The organism is Microbispora siamensis (assembly GCF_016863095.1).
In the GTDB taxonomy this organism is placed as follows: Bacteria; Actinomycetota; Actinomycetes; order Streptosporangiales; family Streptosporangiaceae; genus Microbispora; species Microbispora siamensis.
Window position 1 is genome coordinate 14,773 of record NZ_BOOF01000045.1, and the last position, 23,492, is coordinate 38,264.

Annotated in this window: 22 protein-coding genes; 12 read left to right on the forward strand and 10 right to left on the reverse strand. The window is 72.1% G+C overall.

Annotated elements, in window-relative coordinates; translation table 11 throughout:
- Nucleotides 1-43 precede the first annotated feature (43 nt).
- Nucleotides 44-1,330 carry an MFS transporter gene (locus Msi02_RS33020; RefSeq protein ID WP_204051807.1) on the reverse strand — a complete coding sequence of 429 codons (1,287 nt, stop codon included), beginning with the start codon at nucleotides 1,328-1,330 and terminating at the stop codon, nucleotides 44-46.
- A 150-nt stretch (nucleotides 1,331-1,480) separates the two neighbouring features.
- Between Msi02_RS33020 and Msi02_RS33025 the strand changes: the two genes are divergently transcribed.
- Complete coding sequence (locus tag Msi02_RS33025) at nucleotides 1,481-5,101, forward strand: hydantoinase B/oxoprolinase family protein (protein ID WP_204051808.1); 3,621 nt, start codon at nucleotides 1,481-1,483, stop codon at nucleotides 5,099-5,101.
- Nucleotides 5,102-5,309: 208 nt separating this feature from the next.
- On the opposite strand, the gene Msi02_RS33030 is transcribed toward Msi02_RS33025, so the two are convergent.
- Entirely contained in the window at nucleotides 5,310-5,789 is a 480-nt protein-coding gene (locus Msi02_RS33030) for a hypothetical protein (RefSeq protein ID WP_204051809.1), read from the reverse strand.
- Between the two features lie 316 nt (nucleotides 5,790-6,105).
- Here Msi02_RS33030 and Msi02_RS33035 point away from each other — a divergent pair, with 316 nt between their 5' ends.
- Nucleotides 6,106-7,548 carry a hypothetical protein gene (locus Msi02_RS33035; protein ID WP_204051810.1) on the forward strand — a complete coding sequence of 481 codons (1,443 nt, stop codon included), beginning with the start codon at nucleotides 6,106-6,108 and terminating at the stop codon, nucleotides 7,546-7,548.
- Between the two features lie 869 nt (nucleotides 7,549-8,417).
- Here Msi02_RS33035 and Msi02_RS33040 read toward each other — a convergent pair.
- The 3 genes from Msi02_RS33040 to lpdA form a co-directional block, all read right to left on the reverse strand.
- A complete protein-coding gene (locus Msi02_RS33040) occupies nucleotides 8,418-9,314 on the reverse strand; it encodes an HD domain-containing protein (protein WP_204051811.1) in 897 nt (298 codons plus the stop codon).
- A gap of 107 nt (nucleotides 9,315-9,421) precedes the next feature.
- The gene (locus Msi02_RS33045; RefSeq protein WP_204051812.1) at nucleotides 9,422-10,603 is read right to left on the reverse strand and encodes an FAD-dependent monooxygenase; all 1,182 of its coding nucleotides are present in this window, start codon (nucleotides 10,601-10,603) and stop codon (nucleotides 9,422-9,424) included.
- A 102-nt stretch (nucleotides 10,604-10,705) separates the two neighbouring features.
- Entirely contained in the window at nucleotides 10,706-12,106 is a 1,401-nt protein-coding gene (lpdA, locus tag Msi02_RS33050; protein ID WP_204051813.1) for a dihydrolipoyl dehydrogenase, read from the reverse strand.
- A 139-nt stretch (nucleotides 12,107-12,245) separates the two neighbouring features.
- Between lpdA and Msi02_RS33055 the strand changes: the two genes are divergently transcribed.
- Complete coding sequence (locus tag Msi02_RS33055) at nucleotides 12,246-12,644, forward strand: SRPBCC family protein (protein ID WP_079315200.1); 399 nt, start codon at nucleotides 12,246-12,248, stop codon at nucleotides 12,642-12,644.
- 14 nt (nucleotides 12,645-12,658) lie between these two features.
- Here Msi02_RS33055 and Msi02_RS33060 read toward each other — a convergent pair whose 3' ends face one another.
- Together Msi02_RS33060 and Msi02_RS33065 are read right to left on the reverse strand one after the other, a co-directional pair.
- A complete protein-coding gene (locus Msi02_RS33060) occupies nucleotides 12,659-12,880 on the reverse strand; it encodes a hypothetical protein (protein ID WP_204051814.1) in 222 nt (73 codons plus the stop codon).
- A 4-nt stretch (nucleotides 12,881-12,884) separates the two neighbouring features.
- The gene (locus tag Msi02_RS33065; RefSeq protein ID WP_204051815.1) at nucleotides 12,885-13,808 is read right to left on the reverse strand and encodes a TIGR03620 family F420-dependent LLM class oxidoreductase; all 924 of its coding nucleotides are present in this window, start codon (nucleotides 13,806-13,808) and stop codon (nucleotides 12,885-12,887) included.
- Between the two features lie 380 nt (nucleotides 13,809-14,188).
- Here Msi02_RS33065 and Msi02_RS33070 point away from each other — a divergent pair, with 380 nt between their 5' ends.
- The 6 genes from Msi02_RS33070 (at nucleotide 14,189) to Msi02_RS33095 (ending at nucleotide 18,118) form a co-directional block, all read left to right on the forward strand.
- Complete coding sequence (locus Msi02_RS33070; protein ID WP_204051816.1) at nucleotides 14,189-14,758, forward strand: COG4315 family predicted lipoprotein; 570 nt, start codon at nucleotides 14,189-14,191, stop codon at nucleotides 14,756-14,758.
- Nucleotides 14,759-15,179: 421 nt separating this feature from the next.
- Nucleotides 15,180-15,650: a GAF domain-containing protein gene (locus Msi02_RS33075; protein ID WP_204051817.1), complete on the forward strand. Its 471-nt coding sequence runs from the start codon at nucleotides 15,180-15,182 to the stop codon at nucleotides 15,648-15,650.
- A gap of 66 nt (nucleotides 15,651-15,716) precedes the next feature.
- On the forward strand, nucleotides 15,717-16,445 hold the full coding sequence (locus Msi02_RS33080) for a GAF and ANTAR domain-containing protein (RefSeq protein ID WP_079315194.1): 729 nt from the start codon (nucleotides 15,717-15,719) through the stop codon (nucleotides 16,443-16,445).
- Between the two features lie 13 nt (nucleotides 16,446-16,458).
- Complete coding sequence (locus tag Msi02_RS33085) at nucleotides 16,459-16,782, forward strand: STAS domain-containing protein (protein ID WP_179155166.1); 324 nt, start codon at nucleotides 16,459-16,461, stop codon at nucleotides 16,780-16,782.
- A 56-nt stretch (nucleotides 16,783-16,838) separates the two neighbouring features.
- Nucleotides 16,839-17,891, forward strand: a complete 1,053-nt coding sequence (locus Msi02_RS33090) for a quinone-dependent dihydroorotate dehydrogenase (RefSeq protein WP_204051818.1) — start codon at nucleotides 16,839-16,841, stop codon at nucleotides 17,889-17,891.
- Between the two features lie 29 nt (nucleotides 17,892-17,920).
- Complete coding sequence (locus tag Msi02_RS33095; RefSeq protein WP_079315216.1) at nucleotides 17,921-18,118, forward strand: heavy-metal-associated domain-containing protein; 198 nt, start codon at nucleotides 17,921-17,923, stop codon at nucleotides 18,116-18,118.
- Nucleotides 18,119-18,224: 106 nt separating this feature from the next.
- Here the strand turns inward: Msi02_RS33095 and Msi02_RS33100 are convergent, their stop codons facing one another.
- A complete protein-coding gene (locus tag Msi02_RS33100) occupies nucleotides 18,225-18,626 on the reverse strand; it encodes a hypothetical protein (RefSeq protein ID WP_204051819.1) in 402 nt (133 codons plus the stop codon).
- A 238-nt stretch (nucleotides 18,627-18,864) separates the two neighbouring features.
- Here Msi02_RS33100 and Msi02_RS33105 point away from each other — a divergent pair, with 238 nt between their 5' ends.
- Nucleotides 18,865-19,257 carry a hypothetical protein gene (locus tag Msi02_RS33105; protein ID WP_204051820.1) on the forward strand — a complete coding sequence of 131 codons (393 nt, stop codon included), beginning with the start codon at nucleotides 18,865-18,867 and terminating at the stop codon, nucleotides 19,255-19,257.
- Here the strand turns inward: Msi02_RS33105 and Msi02_RS33110 are convergent.
- Nucleotides 19,223-20,083: a pentapeptide repeat-containing protein gene (locus tag Msi02_RS33110; protein ID WP_204051821.1), complete on the reverse strand. Its 861-nt coding sequence runs from the start codon at nucleotides 20,081-20,083 to the stop codon at nucleotides 19,223-19,225. The two genes, Msi02_RS33105 and Msi02_RS33110, sit on opposite strands and share 35 nt — an antisense overlap.
- 126 nt (nucleotides 20,084-20,209) lie before the next feature.
- On the opposite strand from Msi02_RS33110, the gene Msi02_RS33115 reads away from it, so the two are divergent.
- Together Msi02_RS33115 and Msi02_RS33120 are read left to right on the forward strand one after the other, a co-directional pair.
- Nucleotides 20,210-20,680 (forward strand): hypothetical protein, encoded by a 471-nt coding sequence (locus tag Msi02_RS33115; protein WP_079315189.1) that lies wholly within the window; start codon nucleotides 20,210-20,212, stop codon nucleotides 20,678-20,680.
- Nucleotides 20,681-20,724: 44 nt separating this feature from the next.
- A complete protein-coding gene (locus tag Msi02_RS33120) occupies nucleotides 20,725-21,822 on the forward strand; it encodes a DUF4037 domain-containing protein (protein WP_204051822.1) in 1,098 nt (365 codons plus the stop codon).
- On the opposite strand, the gene Msi02_RS33125 is transcribed toward Msi02_RS33120, so the two are convergent.
- Nucleotides 21,819-23,459: a beta-N-acetylhexosaminidase gene (locus Msi02_RS33125; protein ID WP_204051823.1), complete on the reverse strand. Its 1,641-nt coding sequence runs from the start codon at nucleotides 23,457-23,459 to the stop codon at nucleotides 21,819-21,821. The genes Msi02_RS33120 and Msi02_RS33125 overlap by 4 nt on opposite strands.
- Between the last annotated feature and the right edge of the window lie 33 nt (nucleotides 23,460-23,492).

The window sequence follows — 23,492 nt, forward strand, 5'->3', positions numbered from 1 at the left end:
CCCCTTTCGTCGTCGTGACGAGGGGGGCTTCTCCCGAACCGGATCAGGGCCGGACGGCCCGCGCGCGGTGCCCGTCGTCCCCCGCCTCGTTCGCGGTCGCCCGGCGCCGGCGGAGGGCGGGGACCGCCGTCGCGACGGCGGGCACCAGGATGATCGCCGCCGCGACGTTGACCGCGCGGAAGCCGCCGGCGGCGAGGATGGGCCCGGCCAGCGCGGCCGCCGCGGCGCCCGCGTAGTTCATGCCGGCGTCGGTGGCGCCCTGCAGCGGCACCCGGACGTGGTCCGCGGCGGTGCCGGCGAGCAGCGCCGACGCGGAGATCATCGACGCCGACCAGCCGACGCCGAGCACGATCAGCGCGAGCGCGGTGAGGGCGCTGCCCTCGGAGGCGGACACGGCCACGAAGCCGAGCACGACGGCCGCCGCGAGCATCAACATCCCGGCGCACGCCGTGCGGACCGCGCCGAGCCGGTCGGCCAGCCACCCGAAGACCGGGCTGAGGGCGTACATGCCGAGCACGTGCAGGCTGATCACCACGCCCACGAGCTGCAGCGACATCCCGTGGTGCTGCATGTGCAGCGGCGTCATCACCATCACCATGACCATCGTCGCGTGCGCCACCGCGATGAGCACGACCGCGAACCGCGCCGCGGGGTCGCCCGCCGCCCAGCGCAGTGCCGCCACCGCTCCCACCGTCCGGCGGCTCTCGTCCGCCTCGCCACCGGCCGGCGCGGGCGACCGTACGGCGGGCCGGAGGAACACCGCCACCACCGCGCCCGCCAGGGCGAAGGCCACGACCGAGAACACGTAGGGGCCGGCGAGGCCGGGCAGCCCGAGCCACCGGCCGAACCGGTCGGCGACCTCGCTGAGGTTGGGGCCGGCCACGGACCCGATCGTGGTCGCCCAGATGACGATCGACATCGTCCTGGCCCGGGCGCCTGGGGCCGCGCCGTCCGCGGCGGCGTACCGGGACTGCAGGTTCACCGCCTGCCCGACGCCGAACATGGCCAGCCCGGCCAGCAGCACGGCGAGTTGTGCGACGACGGCGGCCGTGACGATCAGCACGCCGCCGAGCACGGCGATCGCGTACCCGAGGACGAGCGAACGGCGCCGCCCGTGCCGGGCCGCGACCCCGGCAAGCGGCACCGCGGCGACCGCCGCGCCGAGCACGCTCGCGGCCTGGCCGAGCCCGGCGACGGACGTGCCGCCCAGCCGCTCCAGGAGCAGCCCGCCGACCGCGATGCCGGAGGCGACCGCGACGCCGCCGAGCAGGTTGCCGGTGACGAGGGTGCCGATGCCCCCACTGCGCTCCACGCTGGGCACGGACGTCACTGCCGGAACCACCTTTCCTCGCACCGTTCCGGTGTGATCCGGAAAACGGCACTCGATCATATGTCCGGCATGAGGTGATATGTCGCCCCATTAAGGCCGGGGCGTGCGGCCCTGATACAAGGGATGTACGGGCGTGCGGAGGGGGGTCCCATGCCTGGAGACCGGTGGCAGTTCTGGGTGGACCGCGGCGGGACGTTCACCGACGTCGTCGCCCGGCGCCCGGACGGGCGGCTGGTGACACGCAAGCTCCTGTCGGAGAACCCGGCGCGCTATCCCGACGCGGCGGTGGCGGGCATCCGCGCCCTGCTGGGCGTCCAGGCGGGCGAGCCGATCCCGGTCGAGCGGATCGAGTCGGTGCGGATGGGCACCACGGTCGCCACCAACGCCCTGCTGGAACGCCGGGGCGAGCGCACGGCGCTGGTGATCACCAAGGGGTTCGGCGACGCACTGCGCATCGGCTACCAGAACCGGCCGCGCATCTTCGACCGGCGGATCGTGCTGCCGGAGATGCTGTACGAGCGCGTGGCCGAGGTGGACGAGCGGATCACCGCCGACGGCACGGTGCTCCGGCCGCCCGATCTCGAAGGGCTCGCGCCGGAGCTGCGGCGGCTGCGCGAGGAGGGCGTACGCGCGGTCGCGGTGGTCTGCCTGCACAGCCACCTGCACCCGGCGCACGAACGGGCGATCGGGAGCCTGGCCAGGCGCACCGGCTTCGCCCAGGTGTCGTGCTCCAGTGAGGTCAGCCCGCTGATGAAGCTGGTGCCGCGCGGGGACACCACCGTGGCCGACGCCTACCTCTCGCCCGTCCTGCGCCGGTACGTCGAGGCGGTGGCCCGGCAACTGCCCGGCGTACGGCTGATGTTCATGCAGTCGAACGGCGGGCTGGCGGAGGCCGGGCACTTCCGTGGCAAGGACGCGATCCTGTCCGGCCCGGCCGGCGGCATCGTCGGCATGGCGCGCATGTCCCGGCTGGCCGGGTTCGACAAGGTGATCGGCTTCGACATGGGCGGCACCTCGACCGACGTGTCCCACTACACCGGCGCGTACGAGCGGGTCGTCCAGACCCAGGTGGCCGGCGTACGGCTGTCCGCGCCGATGATCGCCATTCACACGGTGGCGGCGGGCGGCGGGTCGGTCCTGCGTTTCGACGGCGGGCGCTACCGGGTCGGCCCGGACTCCGCGGGGGCCGACCCCGGCCCGGCCTGCTACCGCAACGGCGGCCCGCTGTGCCTCACCGACGCCAACGTGATGCTCGGCCGCGTCCAGCCCGGCCACTTCCCCGAGGTCTTCGGCCCGCACGGCGACCTGCCGCTGGACACCGGCGAGGTGCGGCGGCGGTTCACCGAGGCGGCCGCGGACATCCGCGCGCGGACCGGCGACGAGCGCGACCCCGAGCAGGTCGCCGAGGGCTACCTGCGGGTCGCGGTCGAGAACATCGCCAACGCGATCAAGCAGATCTCCGTGCGGAAGGGCCGTGACGTCACCGAATACACCCTCACCACGTTCGGCGGCGCCGGAGGGCAGCACGCCTGCGCGGTGGCCGACGCGCTCGGCATCCGCACCGTGCTGGTGCCGCCGATGGCGGGCGTGCTGTCCGCCCTGGGCATCGGGCTGGCCGACACCACCGTGATGCGGGAGCAGTCGGTCGAGGTCCGGCTGGAGCCCGCCGCGGCGCGGCGCCTGGCCGGTCTCGCCGACGCCCTGGAGGCGGCGGCCCGCCGCGAACTGCTGGAGGAGGGGGTGCCGGACGGGCGGATCCGGGTGACTCGGCGGGTGCGGCTGCGCTACGACGGCACCGACACGCCGCTGCCGGTGGACCTGGCCGACACGGACGCGATGGTGACCGCGTTCGAGGCCGCCCACCTGCGGACGTACTCCTTCCTCATGGACCGGCCGCTGGTCGCGGAGGCGGTCTCCGTCGAGGCGGTGGGCCTGACCGAGCAGCCCGACCTCTCGGGCCTCGCCTCCGGATCCGGCGCCGCTTCCGAGGACGCCGAGGGGCGGCCGGTGGACGTCGTACGGATGTACGCGGGCGGCGCGTGGCGCGAGGTGCCGCTCTACCGGCGGGAACGGCTGCGCCCCGGCGACACGCTCGGCGGCCCGGCGATCGTGGCCGAGGCCGACGCGACCACCGTGGTCGACGACGGCTGGCGGGCCGGGGTGACGCCGTACGGGCACCTGGTCCTGGAGCGGGTGCGGGCGCGCCCCCGGGCCACCGGCGTGACCACCGAGGCCGACCCCGTGATGCTGGAGGTCTTCAACAACCTCTTCATGTCCGTCGCGGAGCAGATGGGCGCCCGGCTGGGGTCCACCGCGCAGTCGGTGAACATCCGGGAGCGGCTCGACTTCTCCTGCGCGCTGTTCGACTCCGGCGGCGACCTCATCGCCAACGCGCCGCACATCCCGGTGCACCTCGGGTCGATGGGCGCGAGCGTCAAGGAGGTGGTCCGCCGCAGGGGCGGCGGCATGCGGCCGGGCGACGTGTACGCGATCAACGACCCCTACCACGGCGGCACCCACCTGCCGGACATCACGGTCGTCACCCCCGTCTTCGACGGCGCGGGCCGGGAGATCCTGTTCTTCGTGGCCTCCCGCGGCCACCACGCGGAGATCGGCGGGCTGACGCCCGGCTCGATGCCCGCCGGAAGCAGGAGCGTGCACGAGGAGGGCGTGCTGTTCGACTGCCGCCTGCTGGCGGACCGCGACGGCCTGCGCGAGAAGGAGACGTGGCGGCTGCTCACCGAGGGGCCGTATCCGTCCAGGGACCCCGCGACCAACCTGGCCGACCTGCGCGCGCAGATCGCCGCGAACGCCAAGGGCGTCGAGGAGGTCGGCGCGATGATCGGCCACTTCGGCCTCGACGTCGTGCGGGCCTACATGCGGCACGTGCAGGACAACGCCGAGAGCGCGGTCCGCGCGGTGATCGACGCCCTCAGCGAGGGCCGCTACCGCTACGAGACGGACTCCGGCGCCGTGATCTCGGTGCGCGTCTCGGTGGACCGCGCCCGCCGCGCCGCGACGATCGACTTCACCGGCACCTCGCCCCAGCTCGACGGCAACCTCAACGCGCCGTCGGCCGTGGTCACCGCCGCCGTGCTGTACGTCTTCCGCACCCTGGTGGCCGACGAGATCCCGCTCAACGACGGCTGCCTGCGGCCCCTGCGCATCGTCGTGCCGGAGGGGTCGATGCTGGCCCCGGCGTACCCCGCGGCCGTGGTCGCCGGCAACGTCGAGACCTCGCAGGCCGTCACCGGCGCGATCTACGCCGCGCTGGGCGTCCAGGCCGAGGGGTCGGGGACGATGAACAACGTCAGCTTCGGCGACGAACGGCGCCAGTACTACGAGACCGTCGCCTCGGGGTCCGGGGCGGGGGACGGGTTCGACGGGGCGGCGGCGGTGCAGACCCACATGACGAACTCCCGGCTGACCGACCCCGAGGTGCTGGAGTGGCGGTTCCCCGTGCTGCTGGAGGAGTTCGCCGTCCGGCGCGGCAGCGGCGGCGCCGGACGGTGGCGCGGCGGGGACGGGGCGGTGCGCCGCATCCGGTTCCGCGAGCCGATGACGGTCAGCGTGCTGTCGGGCCACCGCCGCGTGCCGCCGTACGGCATGGCCGGCGGCGCCCCCGGCGCTCTGGGCGTCAACCGGGTGCGGCGCGCGGACGGAGGCGTCGTCCACCTCGCGGGATGCGACTCGGTCCGGGTGGAACCGGGCGACGTGCTGGAAATCGAGACACCCGGCGGCGGGGGATACGGGCCCCCGGAGCTCGGCTGAAATGGCTCCGCCCTCCTCGGCCTTCGCGGCGAGGAGGGCGGGCTTCCAGCGGTTTCGCCGTTACCACACCGGGCGGCTTTTTCTGGCGATGAGCCGCGGGGTTTGCGCCTGACATGGTCGGCGCTTGCTCAGAAGTCTCTCATTCGGCTCACAAACGCTGCATTCGGTCGCGTGCAAGACACCTCCATGGTCGGATCAAGGATCCGCGTCAGTGGCGGTCTCCCGTCGTGCCCTCGGGCAGCGTGTCCGCGAGGTAGGCGTCGAGGTCGGGCTGATCGGGGGCGAGCATGTGCCGCACCCACGCGTCGCGTTCGTGCAGGATCGGCGGCAGCTCCCAGACGCAGCCGACGAGCGGGCGTTCCGGCCGGACGAAGTGGGTGGGATCCCGGTCGGGGCAGCCCAGCGCGGGCTGACCGGCCACCGCGTTGGCGTAGTGCAGGGCGTTGTCCCAGGCCCAGGTGTAGGCGTTGACGTAGGCCCCGTCGTCCCCGCCCCGGTGGAGGACGACGAAGGCGGCCGGGGGCGTGCCGTCCGGTTCGGGCAGCAACTCGGGCAGGACGGCGTACGCCGCCTTCTCGATCTCGGGGTCGATCCCGGCCGGGTCGGCGGTGACGTGGTAGCGCTTGACGTGGTAGCCGCTCACCTCGATCGGTGGCGGCACGAAGAGCAGTTTCTCCGCGAAAGCCATGACGGAACGGTAGGACCGCTTCACTGACACCTTCTGGCAGTGGAATCCTGGCGCTGCCCGCACGTCCCGGCCACTGCCGATCTCCTGTTGCCGCCGCCGCTCTGGAGGCCGCCTTCGCCGATCCAATGAAAAAGCGGCCGTAATTGCGGCGGGTCCGATAAAAGGCGATACCAACTCCGCGAGCGCCCTGACAGGGTGCGCTTCGAGTTCTATCCTTGACGGCGTCACTGACAAGATTCTCGCGATTGCGGGAGAAGAAGTGCCCAAGACCACGCGTACGCCGCGAAGGGAGAAAGCGCGAAGCGAGGGCGCGCGAGTGGACGGGCTTCGTGATCCGGATGTCGAGACCTTCGTCGGCGCGATGGGGACGCGCATTCGCGCGGACGCCGAGACGGTCGGAGTCGACCTCCGGACCCTGGAGATCCAGGTAAGACTGCACCTGCCCCGGTTGAGCAGGCCGGCCATCGCCGGCTGGTCTCCGGACAAGGTGTACGAGGAGATACGGCTGCAGGCCGTCGTCCGGGCGGCCCAGGTGCGCCAGTCCGCCGAGGACGCGGCGTACCAGGCCCATGCCTCCGTCCTCCTCAACGTGAACAAGGCGCACCGCGACCTGAGCCTGTCGTTCGGCGACGGCTACCACACCAGCCTGCGCTTCGGCGAGGTCAGGCCCGGCGTCGGCCATCTGGTCCAGTCGAGACTGCACTACCTGCACAGTGAGAGGGCCGACACCGTCCTCCAGTTCGGGCTCTTCCTGCCGGGCGCGACGATGCCGATCACGTACGTCGCCTTCTCGCGATGCGACCGCCAGTACGTCCTGGACGCGCTCACCGGGCACGGGCTGGACGTGAATCCGGACCGGATAATGGTCCTGACAAGAATGCACGGGCTGGCGGGAATTCCGGCGAACCTCATGAGCCTGACGATCGCCCGCGCGGTCCGGGAGATCAGGGCGGAAAACGCCGCGGATTATGTCATAACGGCATACAATCCCATGCTCGGTTTCGACGGCACATCATTCCTCGCGTCGGGATTCAGGCCGATCGCCCTGTCGCCCGTGGCCTACCGCTACGACGACAAAGGCCTTTTCCAGACGCGCCGGATGTCCGGGGAGTCGATGCCGCAACTCCTGGACACCCCGGACAACGTGCTCATGGTCCTCGGCGCCACCTCCGCCGCGAAGCGGAGCGTCGGCGCGATCGAGGGCCTGATCAGGGTGTCGCGCCGGACCCACTCGGGCGGCGACCACGTGAGACCCGTCAAGGCCGACTTCACCTCGCCGCAGTGGACGGAGCGCCTGCTCGGCTACCGCCGCATGCTGGAGTCCTGCTGGTCGGACCGCACCGTGCATCCGCGATATCAGGAGTCGCCGGTCGCCGCGGGCGACCCCCGGGGCCAGTGCGGCGTCACCTCCGTCTGGCTCGCCCGCAGGCTCCGCACCGACCTGCTGCTCGAACCCGTCTACTGCTACGGACGGCTGCGGGTCGGCCGCGACGACGCCGAGGACGTCAGCCACCACTGCTGGGTCGAGATCGGCCCGGCCCACGACCCCCGGCGGTTCGTCATCGACCTGACCGGCGACCAGTCGGACGGCGTACGCGAGCCGATCATCCTCGGCGAGCACCGGGCGCTGGCGGACCGTGGGCTGCGGTACGAGACCGCGGCGAGCCTGCGCCTCGACGAACTGCCGAGGGACCGGGTGTGGCCGCGCTTCCTCGCGCTCGACGATCGCCTGCGCGGCGTGGAAGAGGGGCGGACATGACCGCGGACATGACCGGGGTGCGGCCCTCGGTGCTGCTGCTGTCGTCCGACAGCAGGCGGAGGTACGCGGAGGACGTCCTGAGGGCGCTGGCCCTGCCCAGAGGGGCGATCATCCAGTTCCGGTACGAGACCGACTACGTGGCGGGCGCCCTGCAACAGGCGATCGCGAACGGCTCCGCCGTCGGCCGGCGGTGCCTCGTGGCCTTCCTGGCCGACCGGGAGTCGCCCGACGCGGAGCCGTTCGTCGTGCCTGTGCGCTTCGCCACGGTCGTGACGACCGCCTGCGTGGCCGACATGGCCGTGTTCCGGCTGCGGGTGGACGACTACGCGAACCTGGAGGAGTTCCCGCTGACCGAGGCGGAGATCAGGGCCAAGGGCGGCTGGTTCGTGGACAGGCTGGCGGAGGCCAACGGCGGGCGCTGGTATCCGGCCACCACCCGCTTCCCCGACCTCCACCTGCACGAGCAGCAGGGCGACGACCCCATCCTGTGGCTCGGGGTGGCCCGGCGGCTCGCCCGGCACCCCACCTACAGGTCCTCCTACTTCGTCCGCACCGAGGAACCGCTGCTCAACAGGGACAGGACGGGCACGCTCGACGCCGAGGGCCGGCTGCACCTGAGCGACGGCGACTCGGTGAAGATGCGGGTCAGCTTCTACTCCGACGGCTACACGCCGACCGCGAAGCGGCTCGTCTGCGCGACCGACGGCACCTTCCTGAAGATCGCGTCCGACGACTCCTACGACGTGGCGTCGCGATACGACACCGTGGAGTTCTGGTTGCGGCCCGAGATGCTGGGCTTCGACGCGCTCGCGCGGGTCGGGATCACGCTGGCCGCCGACACGCAGGCGGGCCCGGTGCCGGGAGGCGACTCACTGACGACGAGCGCCGGGTTTCCCGTGGTCGTGCGCCGCTCGCGGTCGCGCCTCTTCACGCGGGTGTCGGCCAGCGCGGCCGGGGCCTTCCTCGTCGCCCTGCCCGCCGTGCTCGGGCCGGGCGCGGGCCTGCCCCTGAGGGTGCTGTGCGCCGTCTGCGGCGCGGCGCTGCTCGCCGTCGCGAACATCGTCATCTCCCACGCCAGGTGACACCCCACCGGAGAACAGGTGCGGGCGCCGAGCGAACTCCCGACACAGCTCGTCGAACAACGGCAGCAGTGCCGGGCAGCTCATCCGTATCTTCCGCTTGGCCGTGATCTCGGTGTGCTTGTACGCCGCCCAGGTCGGGCGCAGCGGGTGGTGGTCGGCCAGCAGCACGTTGACGTGGGGGAGCAACTTGTCCAGCGCGTAGACGAACCTGCTCTCCGGGTCGTGCTGCGCCTTGTAGCCGTACAGGTCCTCGACGAGCCAGGGGAACGTCCCGCCGAAGTCGCGGGTGACGATCTCCCGCGCCTCCTCCTCGCGTACGGCCTTCTTCTCGCGTTCCGCCGGGTCGGCGTAGACCGACACGTCCCCCGCGTGGACCTCCGGCAGGTCGTGGACCAGGGCGTACCTGGCGATCCTGCCCGGGTCCAGGGCCGGGTCGATCAGCGGGGCGAGGCAGACCGCGACCAGGCCCAGGGCGAAGGAGTGCTCCGCGTCGTTCTCGTGCCGGGTGACGTCCTGCGGCGCCACCGATGACCGTTCGATCACGTACGGCGGGAAGACCAGTTCGCGCATGAGGGCCATCAGAGTGTTCGCGCCGACCGGGGAGCCGGTGTTATTCACGTCGTCCCTCGCCATCGGGCCGCCCTCGCATTGTTCGCCCGTACGCGGCCACGGCGTTTCGCGCACGGCCTGATTCCCAGCGTAGCCGACCATTCATCGATGTCGTGGGAAGTGTTTCCTCGTGAATAGCCGCGGGAGCCGAATATCTGTTCGGTAATCGGCATTTCCGCATTTCAGGCCGCATAGTCCTTGAGCGTTATCGACGTGGCCGCCTTGGTGCTCATCTTGTCGAGCACGCGCATCAGCGGCCCGGCGGTGAGCACCCGGTAGGCCAGATTGCGCCGCCGGATCGCGCCCCGCGTCGCCGGGGCGAGGAACGAGCCCGCGTTGCCCGCGACCCGCTGGCACGCCGTGGCGAACCCCCTGATCAGCCGCTCGTACTCAGGGAACGCGGCGCGGTGGTCGCCGCGGGCGGCGGCGATTTCGCCCGCGAGCACGTACGCGGCCACGACGGCCATGCCCGCCCCCATGCCGCCGCAGGTGGCGCCGTAGCCGGCGTCGCCGAGCAGCGCGATCCGCCCACGGGTGTAGTGGTCCATGTGGACGAGGCTGATCGAGTCGAAGTAGAAGTCGGACGCGTCCGGGACGGCCTCGAGCAGGCGGGGGACCTCCCAGCCCGCTCCCGCGTACTCGTCCAGGACGATCTTCTTCTGCTGCGCCACGTCGTGGTGGTCGAACTCCAGCCCCGGGGCCCGGAAGACGCACATCACCCCGGCGGTCGCCCCGTCCCTGGCGCCCGCGGCCGCCACCCCGCGGCCGGGTTCGTTGTAGAGCAGCGTGTCGCGGCCGAGCCCCAGGTGGTCGGGCGCACTGAAGATCGCGACGTGGTGTCCGGACGGCCGCACGAACCGCGACTCCGGGCCGAAGGCGAGCCGCCGCACGTTCGAGTGCAGGCCGTCCGCGCCGATCACGAGGTCGAACGTCCGGGGCGCCCCGCGCTCGAAGGTCACCTCCACCCCGTCCGGGGTCTCGGTCATGGACACGATGGAGTCGCCGAAGACGTACTCCACGTCGTCCCTGGTCCGGTCGTACAGCACGCGGGCGAGGTCGCCGCGCAGGATCTCCACCTCGCCGCCGGTGAACTCGGCGGGCAGCGCGACGACCTGGTCGCCGCGCCAGTCGACCACCCGCAGCGGGCCGGGATCGGTGCGCAGGCGGCGGATCTCGTCCAGGACGCCCATCCGCCGCAGCACGTTCATGTGCACCGACCCACGGAAGTCGACCGCCTGGCCGCCCTCCCGCAGGGCGGGGGCCCGCTCGACCACGGTGGGGGCGAAGCCGTGCCTACGCAGCCAGTACGCGACGGCGGGCCCGGCGATGCTCGCGCCGGAGATCAGGACGGACGGGGTCTTCATGTGCGCTCCTCTGGCTCGGTGCCGCGCGGTGTCGCGGCCACGGGAAGAGCGTCGGCCCCGGCGCTGACGGCCCGCCCACCGCGCGCTGACCGCCCGCCACCGTCACATGTTGATCATGTGACCGGCCAGGCCGTGGATCGCCTCCTTCACCGCCTCGCCCAGGGTCGGGTGGGCGTGGACGTTGCGCGCCACCTCGTGCACGGTGAGGTCCCACTGCTGGGCCAGGGTCAGCTCGGGCAGCAGTTCGGTCACCTCGGGCCCGATGAGGTGGGCGCCGAGGATCTCGCCGTACTTCGCGTCGCTGAGGACCTTGACGAACCCGCTCGGGTCGCCCAGGCCGTGCGCCTTGCCGTTGGCCGTGAACGGGAACTTGACCACCTTGACGTCGAAGCCCTGCTCGCGCGCCTGGGCCTCCGTGTAGCCGAAGCTCGCGATCTGCGGCTGGCAGTAGGTGGCCCGGGGGATCATCACGTAGTCGAGCTCCATCGTCTCCGCGTCCGCGATCGTCTCGGCGGCGATGATGCCCATCGACTCGGCGGCGTGGGCCAGCATGAGCTTCGCGGTGACGTCCCCGATGGCGAAGATGTGCGGCACGTTCGTGCGGCAGCGGCCGTCCACGGCGATCGCGCCCCGCTCGGTCAGCCGTACGCCGGTCTGCTCCAGGCCGTATCCCTCGACGCGCGGCTGGAAGCCGATGGCCTGCAGGACCTTGTCGGCCTCAAGCACGGAGGTCTCGCCGTTCCTGGAGACCGTGACCCGCACCTTCTCGCCGCTGTCGTCGATCGACTCGACGCGGGTGGAGGTCAGCACCTCGATGCCGAGCCGCCGGTAGCGCCGGGCCAGCTCCGCCGACACCTCCTGGTCCTCCAGCGGGACCATCCGGTCGAGGAACTCGACGATCGTGACCTTCACGCCGTAGTTGTGCAGCACGTACGCGAACTCGACGCCGATCGCGCCGGCGCCCGCGATGATCACGCTTCCCGGCAGCGTCTCGCTGAGGATCTGCTCCTCGTACGTCACCACGCGCTCGGACAGGGACGTCCCCGGCAGCAGGCGGGTCGTCGCCCCGGCCGCGATGATGCAGTGGTCGAACGTCACCGTGCGCACCGAGCCGTCCGCGCCGCGCACCTCCAGGGCGTTCGGGCCGGTGAAGGTGCCGCGGCCGTCGTACTCGGTGATCCCGTTCTTCTTCATCAGGTAGTGGACGCCCTTGACGCGCCCGTCCGCGACCTGCCGGCTGCGGCGGAAGGCCGCGCCGTAGTCGAGCGTGATCGGGCCGTCCGTCTGGATGCCGAACGTCTTGGTCTCGTTCGTCAGGATGTGGGCGAGTTCGGCGTTGCGTAGCAGGGCCTTGGAGGGGATGCAGCCGACATTGAGGCAGACACCACCCCAATAACGCTCCTCGACGACCGCCGTGCTGAGCCCGAGCTGGGCCGAACGGACCGCGGCGGTGTAGCCGCCGGGCCCGGCGCCGAGGACCACGACATCGTAATGATCGGTCATGTCACCGGACCCTACGCCGCCGTGCGCATCCGCCCGGGGAGGGGGTGCCCGCTGCACGGCCTCGCGTGGCGAGACGGAGGATGGACCGGAGCGCGGCGGGTAGGGGCTCCCTCGTCGACAGAGGGAGGAGTGACGGATCATGACCGAGTTCGAGCGGTCTCGCAGGATGCCCGCGCCGGCCGACCAGGTGTTCCGCCAGGCGTGCGACGTCGGCAAACTCGATCTCTGGATGCCCCGTGAGCTGCACGTGCACGCCGAGGAGCCGCCCGCGGTCACCGTCCACGAGGACGAGACGGGACAGGACGAACGCGCGCTGCTGCGGGCCGAGCAGGACCAGTTGCGGATGGAGTGGGGCACTCGTGACGTGGACCGGTACGCCGGATGGCTCCAGGTCGCCGGCATCGACGACGACAGCAGCGACGTGACGGTCCACCTGTCCTTCTTCGACGAGCGGCACGCGCCCCCGGCCGAGGCGGTGGAGCGGGCACTGGACGACAGCCTCGAACGGCTGGCCGAGCAGGTGCGTCAGGCGGCCTGACCTCCCGGGGCGGCCTACTCGGCCTGCCCGTCGGGGTCCGGTCCGCCCGCGTCCTCCGCGTCGGCGGACGGGGTCGGCGGCAGGGGCGGGGTGAACGCGGACGCCCGGGCGCCGGCCAGGCCGAGAACCTGGCGTATCCACGCCTCCAGGCCCGTCGGGTCCGGGGGCGCCAGAGGATCCTGTCCGCCCTGTCCACCCTGGTCAGCGCGTCCCCGCCCGGGAGTCGCCGCGGTCACGCCGTCACCCCAGGAGGGCGGGGGCGAGCAGCCGGAGGTGCTCGATCTGTGTGCCCACCGAGTCCGCGAGCGGCTGGACGCACACGTGGTCGGCCCCCGCGTCGTGGTGGGCGCGTACCCGCTCGGCGATCGTCTCCGGCTCGCCCCAGGCCACGATCGCGTCGATGAGCCGGTCGCTGCCCCCGCCCGCGAAGTCGTCGTCGGAGAAGCCCAGTTCGCGCAGGTTGTTGGTGTAGTTGGGCAGGGAGAGGTACATGGCGGCGTACTCGCGGGCGATGTCCCGTGCCCGGCCCGGGTCCGTCTCGACCACCACGGCCTGCTCCGGGGCGAGGACCGGGTCCGGGCCGAGGATCTCGCGGGCCTTCGCGGTGTGCTCGGGCGGCACGAAGTAGGTGTGCGCTCCCTGCGCGCGCCGCGCCGACAGTTCGAGCATCCGGCGCCGGAGCGCCGCGAGCACCCGGGGCGGCCGCTCCGCCTGCGGCACCTCGATCGACGCCCGGTCCATCCCGTCGAGATAGTCCCGCATGTACTCCAGCGGCGCGGAGTAGTCGTGGCCGCGAGGGGTGACCAGCGGTTTGTGGCTGACGCCGAGACCGAGCACGAACCGCTGGTCCCACGCCTCCGCGAGGGTCGCGGCGCCGTTGGCGGCGGCGACGGGGTCGCGGCCGTAGATGTTGGCGATGCCCGTGGCCACGTGCAGCCGCCCGGTGGCCGACAGCAACAGCGCGGCGTGCGTGAACGCCTCCCGCCCGGCCGGGGTCTCACCGATCCACAGCGCCGGGTATCCGAGCTCCTCGATCTCCGCCGCGGCCTTCCTGGCCCCTGCCGCCGGGATCGCCGCCAGAGAGGACAGCCACACTCCCGTACGGCCGAGGCGGCGCCTCAGTTCGGCCGGTTCCACGGTGGGTGGTTGCGTGCGCTCGGCCATCCGGACGCTCCTTGTCTGTCGTGAGATCGGGCGAAGGGGGCGGTTCGCCGGGGACGTCGCCCCCGCGGGGCCGGACGGCTGCGCCGGTGGGCGTCGCAGCCTCAGCATCGCATCGCACGCGCCGGTGACCTCGGCACCTCCCCGCGATCGGTTCGCGTGTCGGGGCGCACCGCCGCGCCCGTACGGCTTACTTCGATTTCCCCGAATCTGGCGGTTCATCCGCAGGCGTCGCTGATTCGCCCCGAGGACGGCGAGAGGTCCGTGAGGCGGAACCCACGAAACGGCAAAGGCCTGTCCCGGATCTTCGCGTCCTGGCGGCGGGGCCGCCGTCGCCACGTGTCTCCTGGGAGCCGACTCGCTCACTTCCCAGGAGGCCGAACATGAGGAAACTGCTGTATGCCGGCGCGGTCGCGATCAGCCTGCTGGCCGCCGGATGCGGCGGTGCCGGCGACGACGCCAGCCGCGTCGCCAACGACCAGCTCAACGAGTCGCAGACGCCCGAGCCCTCCGAGCACCCCTCGGGGACGACGCCGTCCGCCACCGGATACTCCGCGTCGCCGACCTCTCCCGTCCAGGCGTCCCCCACGGGGCCCGCGCGCATCGACGCGGCGCCCACCTCGCTCGGCAGCGTGCTGGTCGGCGTGGAGGGCCGCACGGTGTACCTGTTCACGAAGGACAAGGGCGGTGCCTCCGCCTGCACCCAGGCGTGCGCCGCCGCGTGGCCGCCCGTGCTCACCGCCGGCGCGCCCCAGGCCGGTACGGGCGTGCACGCGAACCTGCTCGGGACGCTCCACCGGGAGGACGGCACCACGCAGGTGACCTACAACAAGCATCCGCTCTACTACTACGTGAAGGACCAGAAGGCGGGGGACGTGCTCGGCCAGGACCTGAAGGACTTCGGCGGCGAGTGGTACGCCGTCACCCCCGAGGGCAAGAAGGCCAAGCGCTAGTTCCGGAGCGCCGCCATGCTGTGCAGCAGCCGGGCGAGCAGGGCGGACAACTGCCCGCGCTCGTCCGGCCGTCGCGCTCGCGACGTACACCGCGACGCGGCCGGACCGTGAGGTGCCGCTGGAGAACAACCTCGCGCACGTCATCACCATGCGCGACGGCAGGATCGCCGAGTCGTGGCTGCACAGCCGCGACCAGTACGAGGTCGACGCCTTCTGGGGCGAATAACGTCGTTTCCCTACCCGTTCGCGATCCGCCTTCCCCCTGCGGGAGGGCGGATTTCTCATGTCCTCTCCAGCCCGGCCGGCCAACCCTGCCGGCAACCCTGGGGATCACCTGGCTACCACTGCTCGGAGCCCACTAGGCTTAGGGGCACTCCGCCCTGTGTCCGCGGCCGCTTGATCGTTTGAAAGTGGGCTCGCGATGACATCGGACGCGTCTGTTCTCGAGAACGTCCTCACCGGCATGGCCGACCTGTTCGGGGTCGACGGTGCCGCGTTGATGCTGCTCGACGGCCAGAACCGCCTCCGCGCGATCGGGGCGACCGACGACGACGGCGTACTGCTGGAGTCCGCCCAGGAGTCCGTGGGCGACGGTCCCGCCATCGAGAGCGCCGCCAGCGGCGGCCTCGTCGCGATTCCCGATCTGCACGCCGCGAGCCCCATGGGGTTCCCGCACGTGGCCGTCCACGCCCAGCCGGTCCGGGCCGTCCTCTCCGTACCGCTCATCGAGGACTGCGAGCTGATCGGGGTTCTGGACTTCTACGCCCGGGACGGGCGGGTCTGGGACCGCACGGAGGCGGAGGCGGGTTCCCGCCTCGGCGAGCTGATGGTCATCGTTCTTCAGGTCCTGGCAGAGAGCAGGACTGATCGGGCCCCCTCCGGGCAGTTGTGATGGCCGAATCGGCGCCTCTCCCCCAGGCCACGGCGGTGCGAGGTGAGGTTCACGAGAGGATACGGAATGACCCATATCGATCCTGAGGCTCTTGTCGCCAGCCTGCGACGCCTGCAGAAGGACAGGTCGGCGACCGGGATCGTGCACCACCTTGAGCGCATCGTCCAAGTGGTCGATCGGCTTTTCGGATACTCCGGCGCCGGCCTGATGTTCGCCGAGGAGGACCGCACGCTTCGCTACCTCTTCGCCACCGACGAGCGTGGCCGCAGCCTCGAGCGTGCTCAGGCGGTGACGGGCCAGGGCCCGTGTGTGGCGGCGTACGTGGGCGACACCGCGGTGACGACCGTCGACGTGCGGACCGACCGCCGGTGGCCGGCCCTGCGTGAACTGCTGCACCCCGAGGTGCGCGGGGTGGCGGGAGTGCCGATCCGGCTCGGCGGCGTGCCCGTGGGCACCCTGAACGTCTACCAGGACGCGCCGCACGAGTGGCAGGAGAGCGACACCCAGGCCCTCCACGCGTACGCCCACGTGATCGAGCAGGTTCTCGTGGCGTCGATGGAGGCGGACGAGAAGGCGGTGCTCGCCGACCAGCTCCAGTACGCCCTGGACTACCGCGTCGTGATCGAGCGGGCCATCGGCTATCTCATGGGCAAGCACGATCTGACGGCCTCGCAGGCGTTCACCGGACTGCGCAAGCAGGCCAGGGACAGCAGACGGAAGGTGTCCGAGCTCGCGGCCGAACTCCTGGGCGAGCAGGGCCAGAGGAATGTTGCGAATCCAGACCACGTCGTCTGAGACCGGCATCCGGATGGCCCTAAACGGCGACCTCGACGTGTCGGGGGTGCCGGAGCTCCATGCCTGCCTGCGGCAGGTGCTGGGGACCTACCGGCCCGGACACGTCGAGGCCGACCTGGCCGGAGTCGGCTTCCTCGACTGCGCGGGCGCGCGGAGCCTCCTGTGGGCCGACGCGCGCGTGCGGGAGTGGGGCGGCGACGTGACCTTCGTCCGCCCCTCCCGGCAGGTGCTGCGGCTGCTGCGGCTGCTGGGCTTCGACTCCGGGCTGTCCATCCGTACGGCGTCGCACGTGCCGCTGCCTCAGCCCACGGCCGAGGCCCGTCCCCGGCCCAACTGAGCGAACGTACGGCGGCGGGCCGAGGTGGGCCGTGACCGGGCGATAGTCTTGCCGTGATGTATCGACTCGTGTTCACGCAGGTCCTGAGCCGCCTCGACGCGGAGGCCGTCCACCACCTCACGATCAGGCTGCTCCGCCTGCTCGGGATGTTCCCGCCCCTCGTGCGGCTGCTGCACCGGCTGCTCGCGCCGAGGGCGGAGTCGCTGCGCGTCCAGGCGTTCGGCGTCCACTTCGCCTCGCCGTTCGGGCTCGCCGCCGGGTTCGACAAGGACGCCGGGTGCGCCGAGCCGCTGTCGGCGCTCGGGTTCGGGTACGTCGAGGTCGGCACGATCACCGCGCACGCCCAGCCCGGCAACCCCCGGCCGCGGCTGTTCCGCCTGCCCGAGAGCCGGGCGATCATCAACCGGATGGGCTTCAACAACGCCGGGGCGGCGGCCGCCGCCAAGCGGCTGCGCAGGGTGCGGCACATCCCGGCCGTGGTCGGCGTCAACATCGGCAAGACCAAGGTCGTGCCCGAGTCCGAGGCCGTGCGCGACTACGTGGACAGCGCCCGCAGGCTCGCGCCGCTCGCCGACTACCTCGTGGTCAACGTGAGCTCGCCCAACACCCCTGGCCTGCGCGACCTGCAGGCCGTGGATCGCCTGCGCCCGCTGCTTTCGGCGGTGAAGGAGGCGGCCGGGCGCACCCCGCTGCTCGTGAAGATCGCGCCGGATCTGGCGGACGAGGACGTGGACGCCGTGGCCGAGCTCGCCGCCGAGCTCGGGCTGGCGGGCGTCATCGCCACCAACACCACGATCAGCCGTGAGGGCGTCGCGAGCACCGAGGCGGGCGGCCTGTCCGGCCGGCCGCTCAAGGCCCGCTCGCTGGAGGTGCTGCGCCGCCTGCGCCAGAAGGCCGGCGACCGGCTCACACTCGTCTCGGTCGGCGGCGTGGAGGACGTCGACGACGTCTGGGAGCGGCTGCTGGCCGGCGCCACCCTCGTGCAGGGATACACCGGCCTGATCTACGAGGGCCCCCTGTGGCCGTCCCGGATCAACCGGCAGCTCGCCCGCAGGCTGCGACGGCACGGCTACGGCTCGGTCCGCGAGATCGTCGGCCGCACCGCATGAATCCCCTTCTCCCGGAATTGGAGAGCGCCATGAGCGTCAAGACGTACACCGTGCAGGGCATGACCTGCGGCCACTGCGTGAGCTCGGTCAAGGAGGAGGTCGGCGAGATCCCCGGCGTCACCGGCGTCGAGGTCGACCTCGGCAGCGGCCGTCTCGACGTCTCCGGCGACGTCGCCGACGACGCCGTGCGCAAGGCCGTCGAGGAGGCCGGCTACACCCTCGTGTGACCTTCGGCCGTGCCCACCGGTCACGTGACGACGGATGACGCCGCCGGGTCACGGGGTCCGGTGAGGGACCCCGTGACATGCTGTAGCCGGCGTAGGTCGACATCCGTCACGCGGCGGTGAGGGACTCGGTGATCTTGCGGGCCATCTCGGCCATGGCGGGGCTGGGCTCGCCCTTCTGCGGCCGGGTGGCTGCTTCGACGGCGACGAGGACGGTGCGGCGGAAGTTGTCGGCCTCTGCCGGAGCCTGCTTCTTGAGCAGGGTCATGGATGCCGTCAGGGCCGGCAGCACCTGGTCGGCGAGTGCGGCTGTGGACCTGCCGTTCAGACCCTTGGGCGCCTTGGCGAGCACGTGCCCGACCAGGCCGGTCGCGGAGGTCAGGGCGATGGAGCCCTCGGTGGCGATCTTGTGGGGCGAGCCGGCGGCACCGGCGGCGGTCATCAGCGAGACGGCGCCCCACGCGGCGGTCCGCAGGGTGAGCGTGTCCTGGTCGGTGAGGGTGACGGTCATGGTGGTGTGCTCCTTCGAAGCTGTTACGAGATCCGACTGAACGGACCGGTTGCGATTGCGGTCCTCTTGGCGCTCCGGGGTATCCGGATTGCTCAGGCCGGGTCGCCCGAGGGGACCTGGCCCGGGGCCGAGGCCGCGATCGCTGTTCCGTTCATGGAGACAACCATCGCCGACCGCCCTGATACCGGGCCGTCGCCGTGCTGACGCGGCCGCTGACACGGCGCTAAGGTGATCGGCCATGGGTGTCCTGGTCGACTACTTCACCGCCGATTCCGACAGGTCCGCCCGGCGTGCCCTGTCCGCCGGGCCGGGGGCGGTCGACCTGCCGTACGTGGACTGCAAGGGATGGCTCGACGAGCTCGACACGCTCGTCGCCGAGCTCAGCGGGCGCGACCTCAGCGAGTTCGGCGAAACGGAGACGGTCGTCACGGACGGCGAGGCGGCGGGCGTGGAGCGCATGGCGTCCGAGACCGTCGAGGCGCTCGCCGCCGTGGACGACGCGCGGCTGCGCGAGTACGCCGAGGAGGAACTGTTCGACGAGTTCGAGGTCGAGCGGGTCACGGCCCTACGGGACCTGGCCCGCACGGCCGTACGGCTCAACCAGGGGATGTACTGCTGGATGTGCCCCTGAACGCCTCGAACAGCTCCTCGCGGAGGGCGGGCGGCAGCCTGCGGCCCATGTCCAGCGTGCTTACCACCGCGTGGTCGTCGTTGTGCTCCACGGCATTGCCCGCGAGGAACTCCAGGCTGAAGCGGGCCTCCTTCCGGTGTTTCTCGTCCGGCCAGGTCTCCACCAGCGGTAGCACCGCCCGCACCCGGGCGGTCACGCGATCGAGGAGTGCATAGCCGGGCGGGCCGGGCCAGCGCTGCGCGTGCAGGTCGATGTGCTTGAAGGCGACGTAGTCCAGCTCGGCGGCGGTGAAGTCGTTGCCGGTGAACGCGTTGCGCTCCCTGCCCAGCACGGCCTGGTCCTTCATCGGACGGCCCCAGAAGTTGATCTCGCGGAGCCGCCCGGAGAAGACGCAGCCGACGAACTCGGCCTCCGTCGTGAACGTCTGCTGCCTCAGCCGGGACCGGTCGAACACGCACCTCTCGAACCGCACGTTGCCGAACGAGGTGAGGGGCGCGAAGCGCGTACGCCGGAACACGCAGTCGCGGAAGACCGACTGCGGCCACCTGTCGCCCCTCCACGTCCGCCGGAGGCCGGCACCCATCGTGAGGTTGTCAAAGGCAGCGCCGGAGAAGTCGCAGCCGTCGAACTCGCTGCGTTCGACGATGAAGTCGGCGAACCGCATATCGGAGAAGTCCACGTTCACCAGCCGTGCCCGGTCGAAGATCACGCTCGACACTCCGGCCGGCAGCTCGAACCGCTGGTCGCGCAGCTCACCGCGGGCGACCCACGCGTGCCGCCACTCTTCCGGGCTCGGCCGCAGGCTGAACCGCTCGGACGCGCTCACGCCGCCCACCCGCCGCGGCCATTGCGTGGGAAAAGGCGGATCACGATCATGTGCTCCGAAAATACGAGATCATGCATGGGCGGAGTCTCGCAGCCCGCCCCGACAAAGCTAAGCGAGCGACCCCCCATGAGCGCCATCTACGACCAGGCCGACGGCGAGCGGATCGCCGTGGCCGACAGCGGTGATTCCGTGAGCATCATCAACCGCTCCGGGAGGATCGTCGTCGCCAAGAAGGACGTCCGCCGGCTGGCCGAGCGGATCCTGGCCGCGGCGGGCAGGATGGCCGTCGTCCTGTTCCCGCCGGCCCTGCGGAAGGACACGCTGTCGGTCTCCGGCCCGTCCGGGCGCTGGAAGGTCCGCGTCTCGCCGAAGAACGGCGCTCGCGTCCTCGTCGAGGTCGATCCGCAGGGTCTCGGGCCGGCCGAAGCGTACGAACTCGCCGCCGCCGTCGCGGTGGCCGGGCGCCACATCGGAGACGCCGCGCAGGCCGATCTCCGCCTGACCTCGAGGATCCGTGAGGTGATCGACACCTACCAGGGCCTCGACGCGGAGAAGATCGCGGCCGCCATCGTCGCCGAGGTCCTCGACGGAGCCTGAGGCCCGGGAAAGCCGGTTGCCCCGCGCGATGGAGCCTGCGGAAGATGTCGGCTGTGGGAGACGGGCACGTACGCGGACTGGAGCTGTCGCGGCGGTTCTACCTGGAGGCGGTGGCGCCGCTGCTGGCGCGGCGCTTCGGCGGCCTCACGCACACGGCGGCCCTCGTCGGTCCCGGTTCGGAGGTGCTCGGCTACGACACCGAGCGGTCCACCGACCACGACTGGGGCCCACGGCTGCAGCTGTTCCTGAGCCCCGAGGACGCCGCCGCCCACGGCGAGGCCGTGGACGCCGCGCTCGCCGGGAGCCTGCCGCCGAAGTTCCTCGGCTATCCCACGAACTTCGGCCCGCCCGCGTCGGACGGCACCCGGCGCATGGAGACGACGGACGGGCCGCGCCGGCACGGAGTGGTGGTGGCCGACCTGACCACATGGCTCACCGGGCACCTCGGGTTCGACCCGATCGCGGGCGTCGGCCTGTCCGACTGGCTGGCGACGCCCACCCAGACGCTCGCGGAGATCACGGCGGGGGAGGTCTTCCACGACGGTCTGGGCCTGCTCCTGCCGGTCCGGCGGCGCCTCGCCTGGTATCCCGACGACCTCTGGCGCTACGTCCTGGCCTGCCAGTGGCGGCGCATATGCCAGGAGGAGGCGTTCGTGGGCCGCGCCGGCGAGGCGGGTGACGAACTGGGCTCCGCCGTCACCTGCGCCCGTCTGGTGCGGGACCTCATCCGGCTCGCCCTGCTCATGCACCGCCGCTACCCGCCGTACGGCAAGTGGCTGGGCAGCGCCTTCGCCGCCCTGCCGTGCGGGCCCGATCTGGCGCCCGTGCTCGTGGCGGCCGTGTCGGCCACCGACTGGCGGGAGCGCGAGCGCCACCTCGCCACCGCCTACGAGGCGCTCGCGGCCCTGCACAACGCCCTCGGCCTCACCGCGCCCGTCGATCCGCGCACCCGGCCCTACCACAGCCGGCCCTTCCGGGTGCTGCGCGCCGAGCGCTTCACCGAGGCGCTGCTGGAGACCATCGCGGATCCGGAGGTGCGGCGGCTGCCCCTCACCGGCGCGGTGGACCAGTACGTGGACAGCACCGACGTGCTGTGCGACCGCCCCCGGGTGCGGCGCGTCGCCGACGCGGCGCGGCCTTAGAGGCTGGGCCGGGTGGAGTCGGCCGACAGGCTGAGCTCGTGCAGGTGGCGCATCACGTCGTGCACGGCGACGGCGCCCGGGCGGTGGCGACGCCATCCGGTGCCGCCCCGCTGCCAGGGCCGCGGGCCGGACAGCGGGCGGTACTCCACGCCGAACGCGTCCAGCCGCTCCAGATGGGTATCGAGGCGGCGGAAGAAGTCCTCGGGCCCGGCCGGGCCGCCGGTCCACGCGACCTCGGCCGCCGCGCAGCCCCGGGGCCAGGCGCGGTAGTCGAGCGTCCGGCCGTCCGGGATGCGCTCGCTCCACAACTGGAACTGGACGCCGATCACCCGGGCACGCTCCTCCTCCGGCCACTCGGACGGCGCGGGCGCGAAGGCCGCCACGTCGGCCACGGTGATCGCGTCCCCCAGGCCGGCCGGCTCCTCGGGCGAGGCCGCCTCGGCGTAGTCGAAGTACATCGGGAAGACCGGCGTCGCCACCACGTCGTGCCCCGCCGCCGCGGCCCGGCGGGCGACGTGCTCGCCGCGCCACGGCATCACGATCGTGTCCGGCCGCAGCCTGCCGCTGACGAACGCCTCGTCCCACACCACCGTGCGGCTGCCGCGCTCGGCCAGCGCGTCGGCGAGCCGTCGCAGGAACCAGGCGTGCAGGGCACCCGTGCTCTCCAGGCCCAGCGAGGCCTGGTACGCCGAGATCTCGGCCGACGCCGCCCAGTCGTCGAGCACGCACTCGTCGCCGCCGATGTGGAAGTAGGGCACGTCGCCCAGGGCGTCGGCGATCTCGCCGAACACGGTGGTCAGGAAGTCGACGGTCGCCGGAAGCGGGGACAGGATCGCCGACGAGATGCCCCACCGGTCCAGCACCTCGTAGCGCTCCTGCGGCCGGGACGCCAGCGCGGGATAGGCCGCCAGCACGGCGGAGGCGTGCCCCGGCACGTCGATCTCGGGCACGACGACGACCGCCCGGGCCCGGGCGTACGCCGCGATCTCCGTCAGGTCGGCGAGCGTGTAGTGGCCGCCGTGGGGGACGCCGTCGAAGGCGAGTTCCTCCCCCTTGTGGCTGGTGATCGTCCGGGGCCGGTGCGAGCCCACCTCGTGCAGCAGCGGGAACGCCCTGCTCTCCACCCGCCAGCCCTGGTCGTCGGCCAGGTGGAGATGCAGCCGGTTGAGCTTGTGCAGCGCCATCAGGTCGATCATCCGCAGCACCTCCCGCTTCGGCAGGAAGCTGCGGGCCACGTCGAGGTGCGCGCCGCGCCAGGAGAACTCCGGGGCGTCCTCCACCCGCCCACAGGGGACCGTCCACGACGTCCCGGGCACGAGGGCCGACCGGAACGCCTCGGCCGGCAGGAGTTGCCGCAGCGTCTGCCCGGCGTAGAACGCGCCCGCCCGGTCTCCGGCCGCGATGCGCACGCCGTCGCCCGCGATCGTCAACGCGTACGCCTCCGGCCCGAGTCGGGGGTCCTCCTCCACCCGTACGGCCGCCGTGGCGGCGTCGCCGGGCCTCAGGTCGAGCACGGGGAGCGCGAGCCGTACGGCGTCGGTGAGCGGGGCCGGGCCCGACACGGTGGAACCGGGGGCGATCTCGGCCGGCCCCGAGCCCGTCTCGGCGAGCCTCGGCAGGGGAAGGAGATGGTTCATGCCGCCGATGATGCCAAACCCCACCGACAGCCC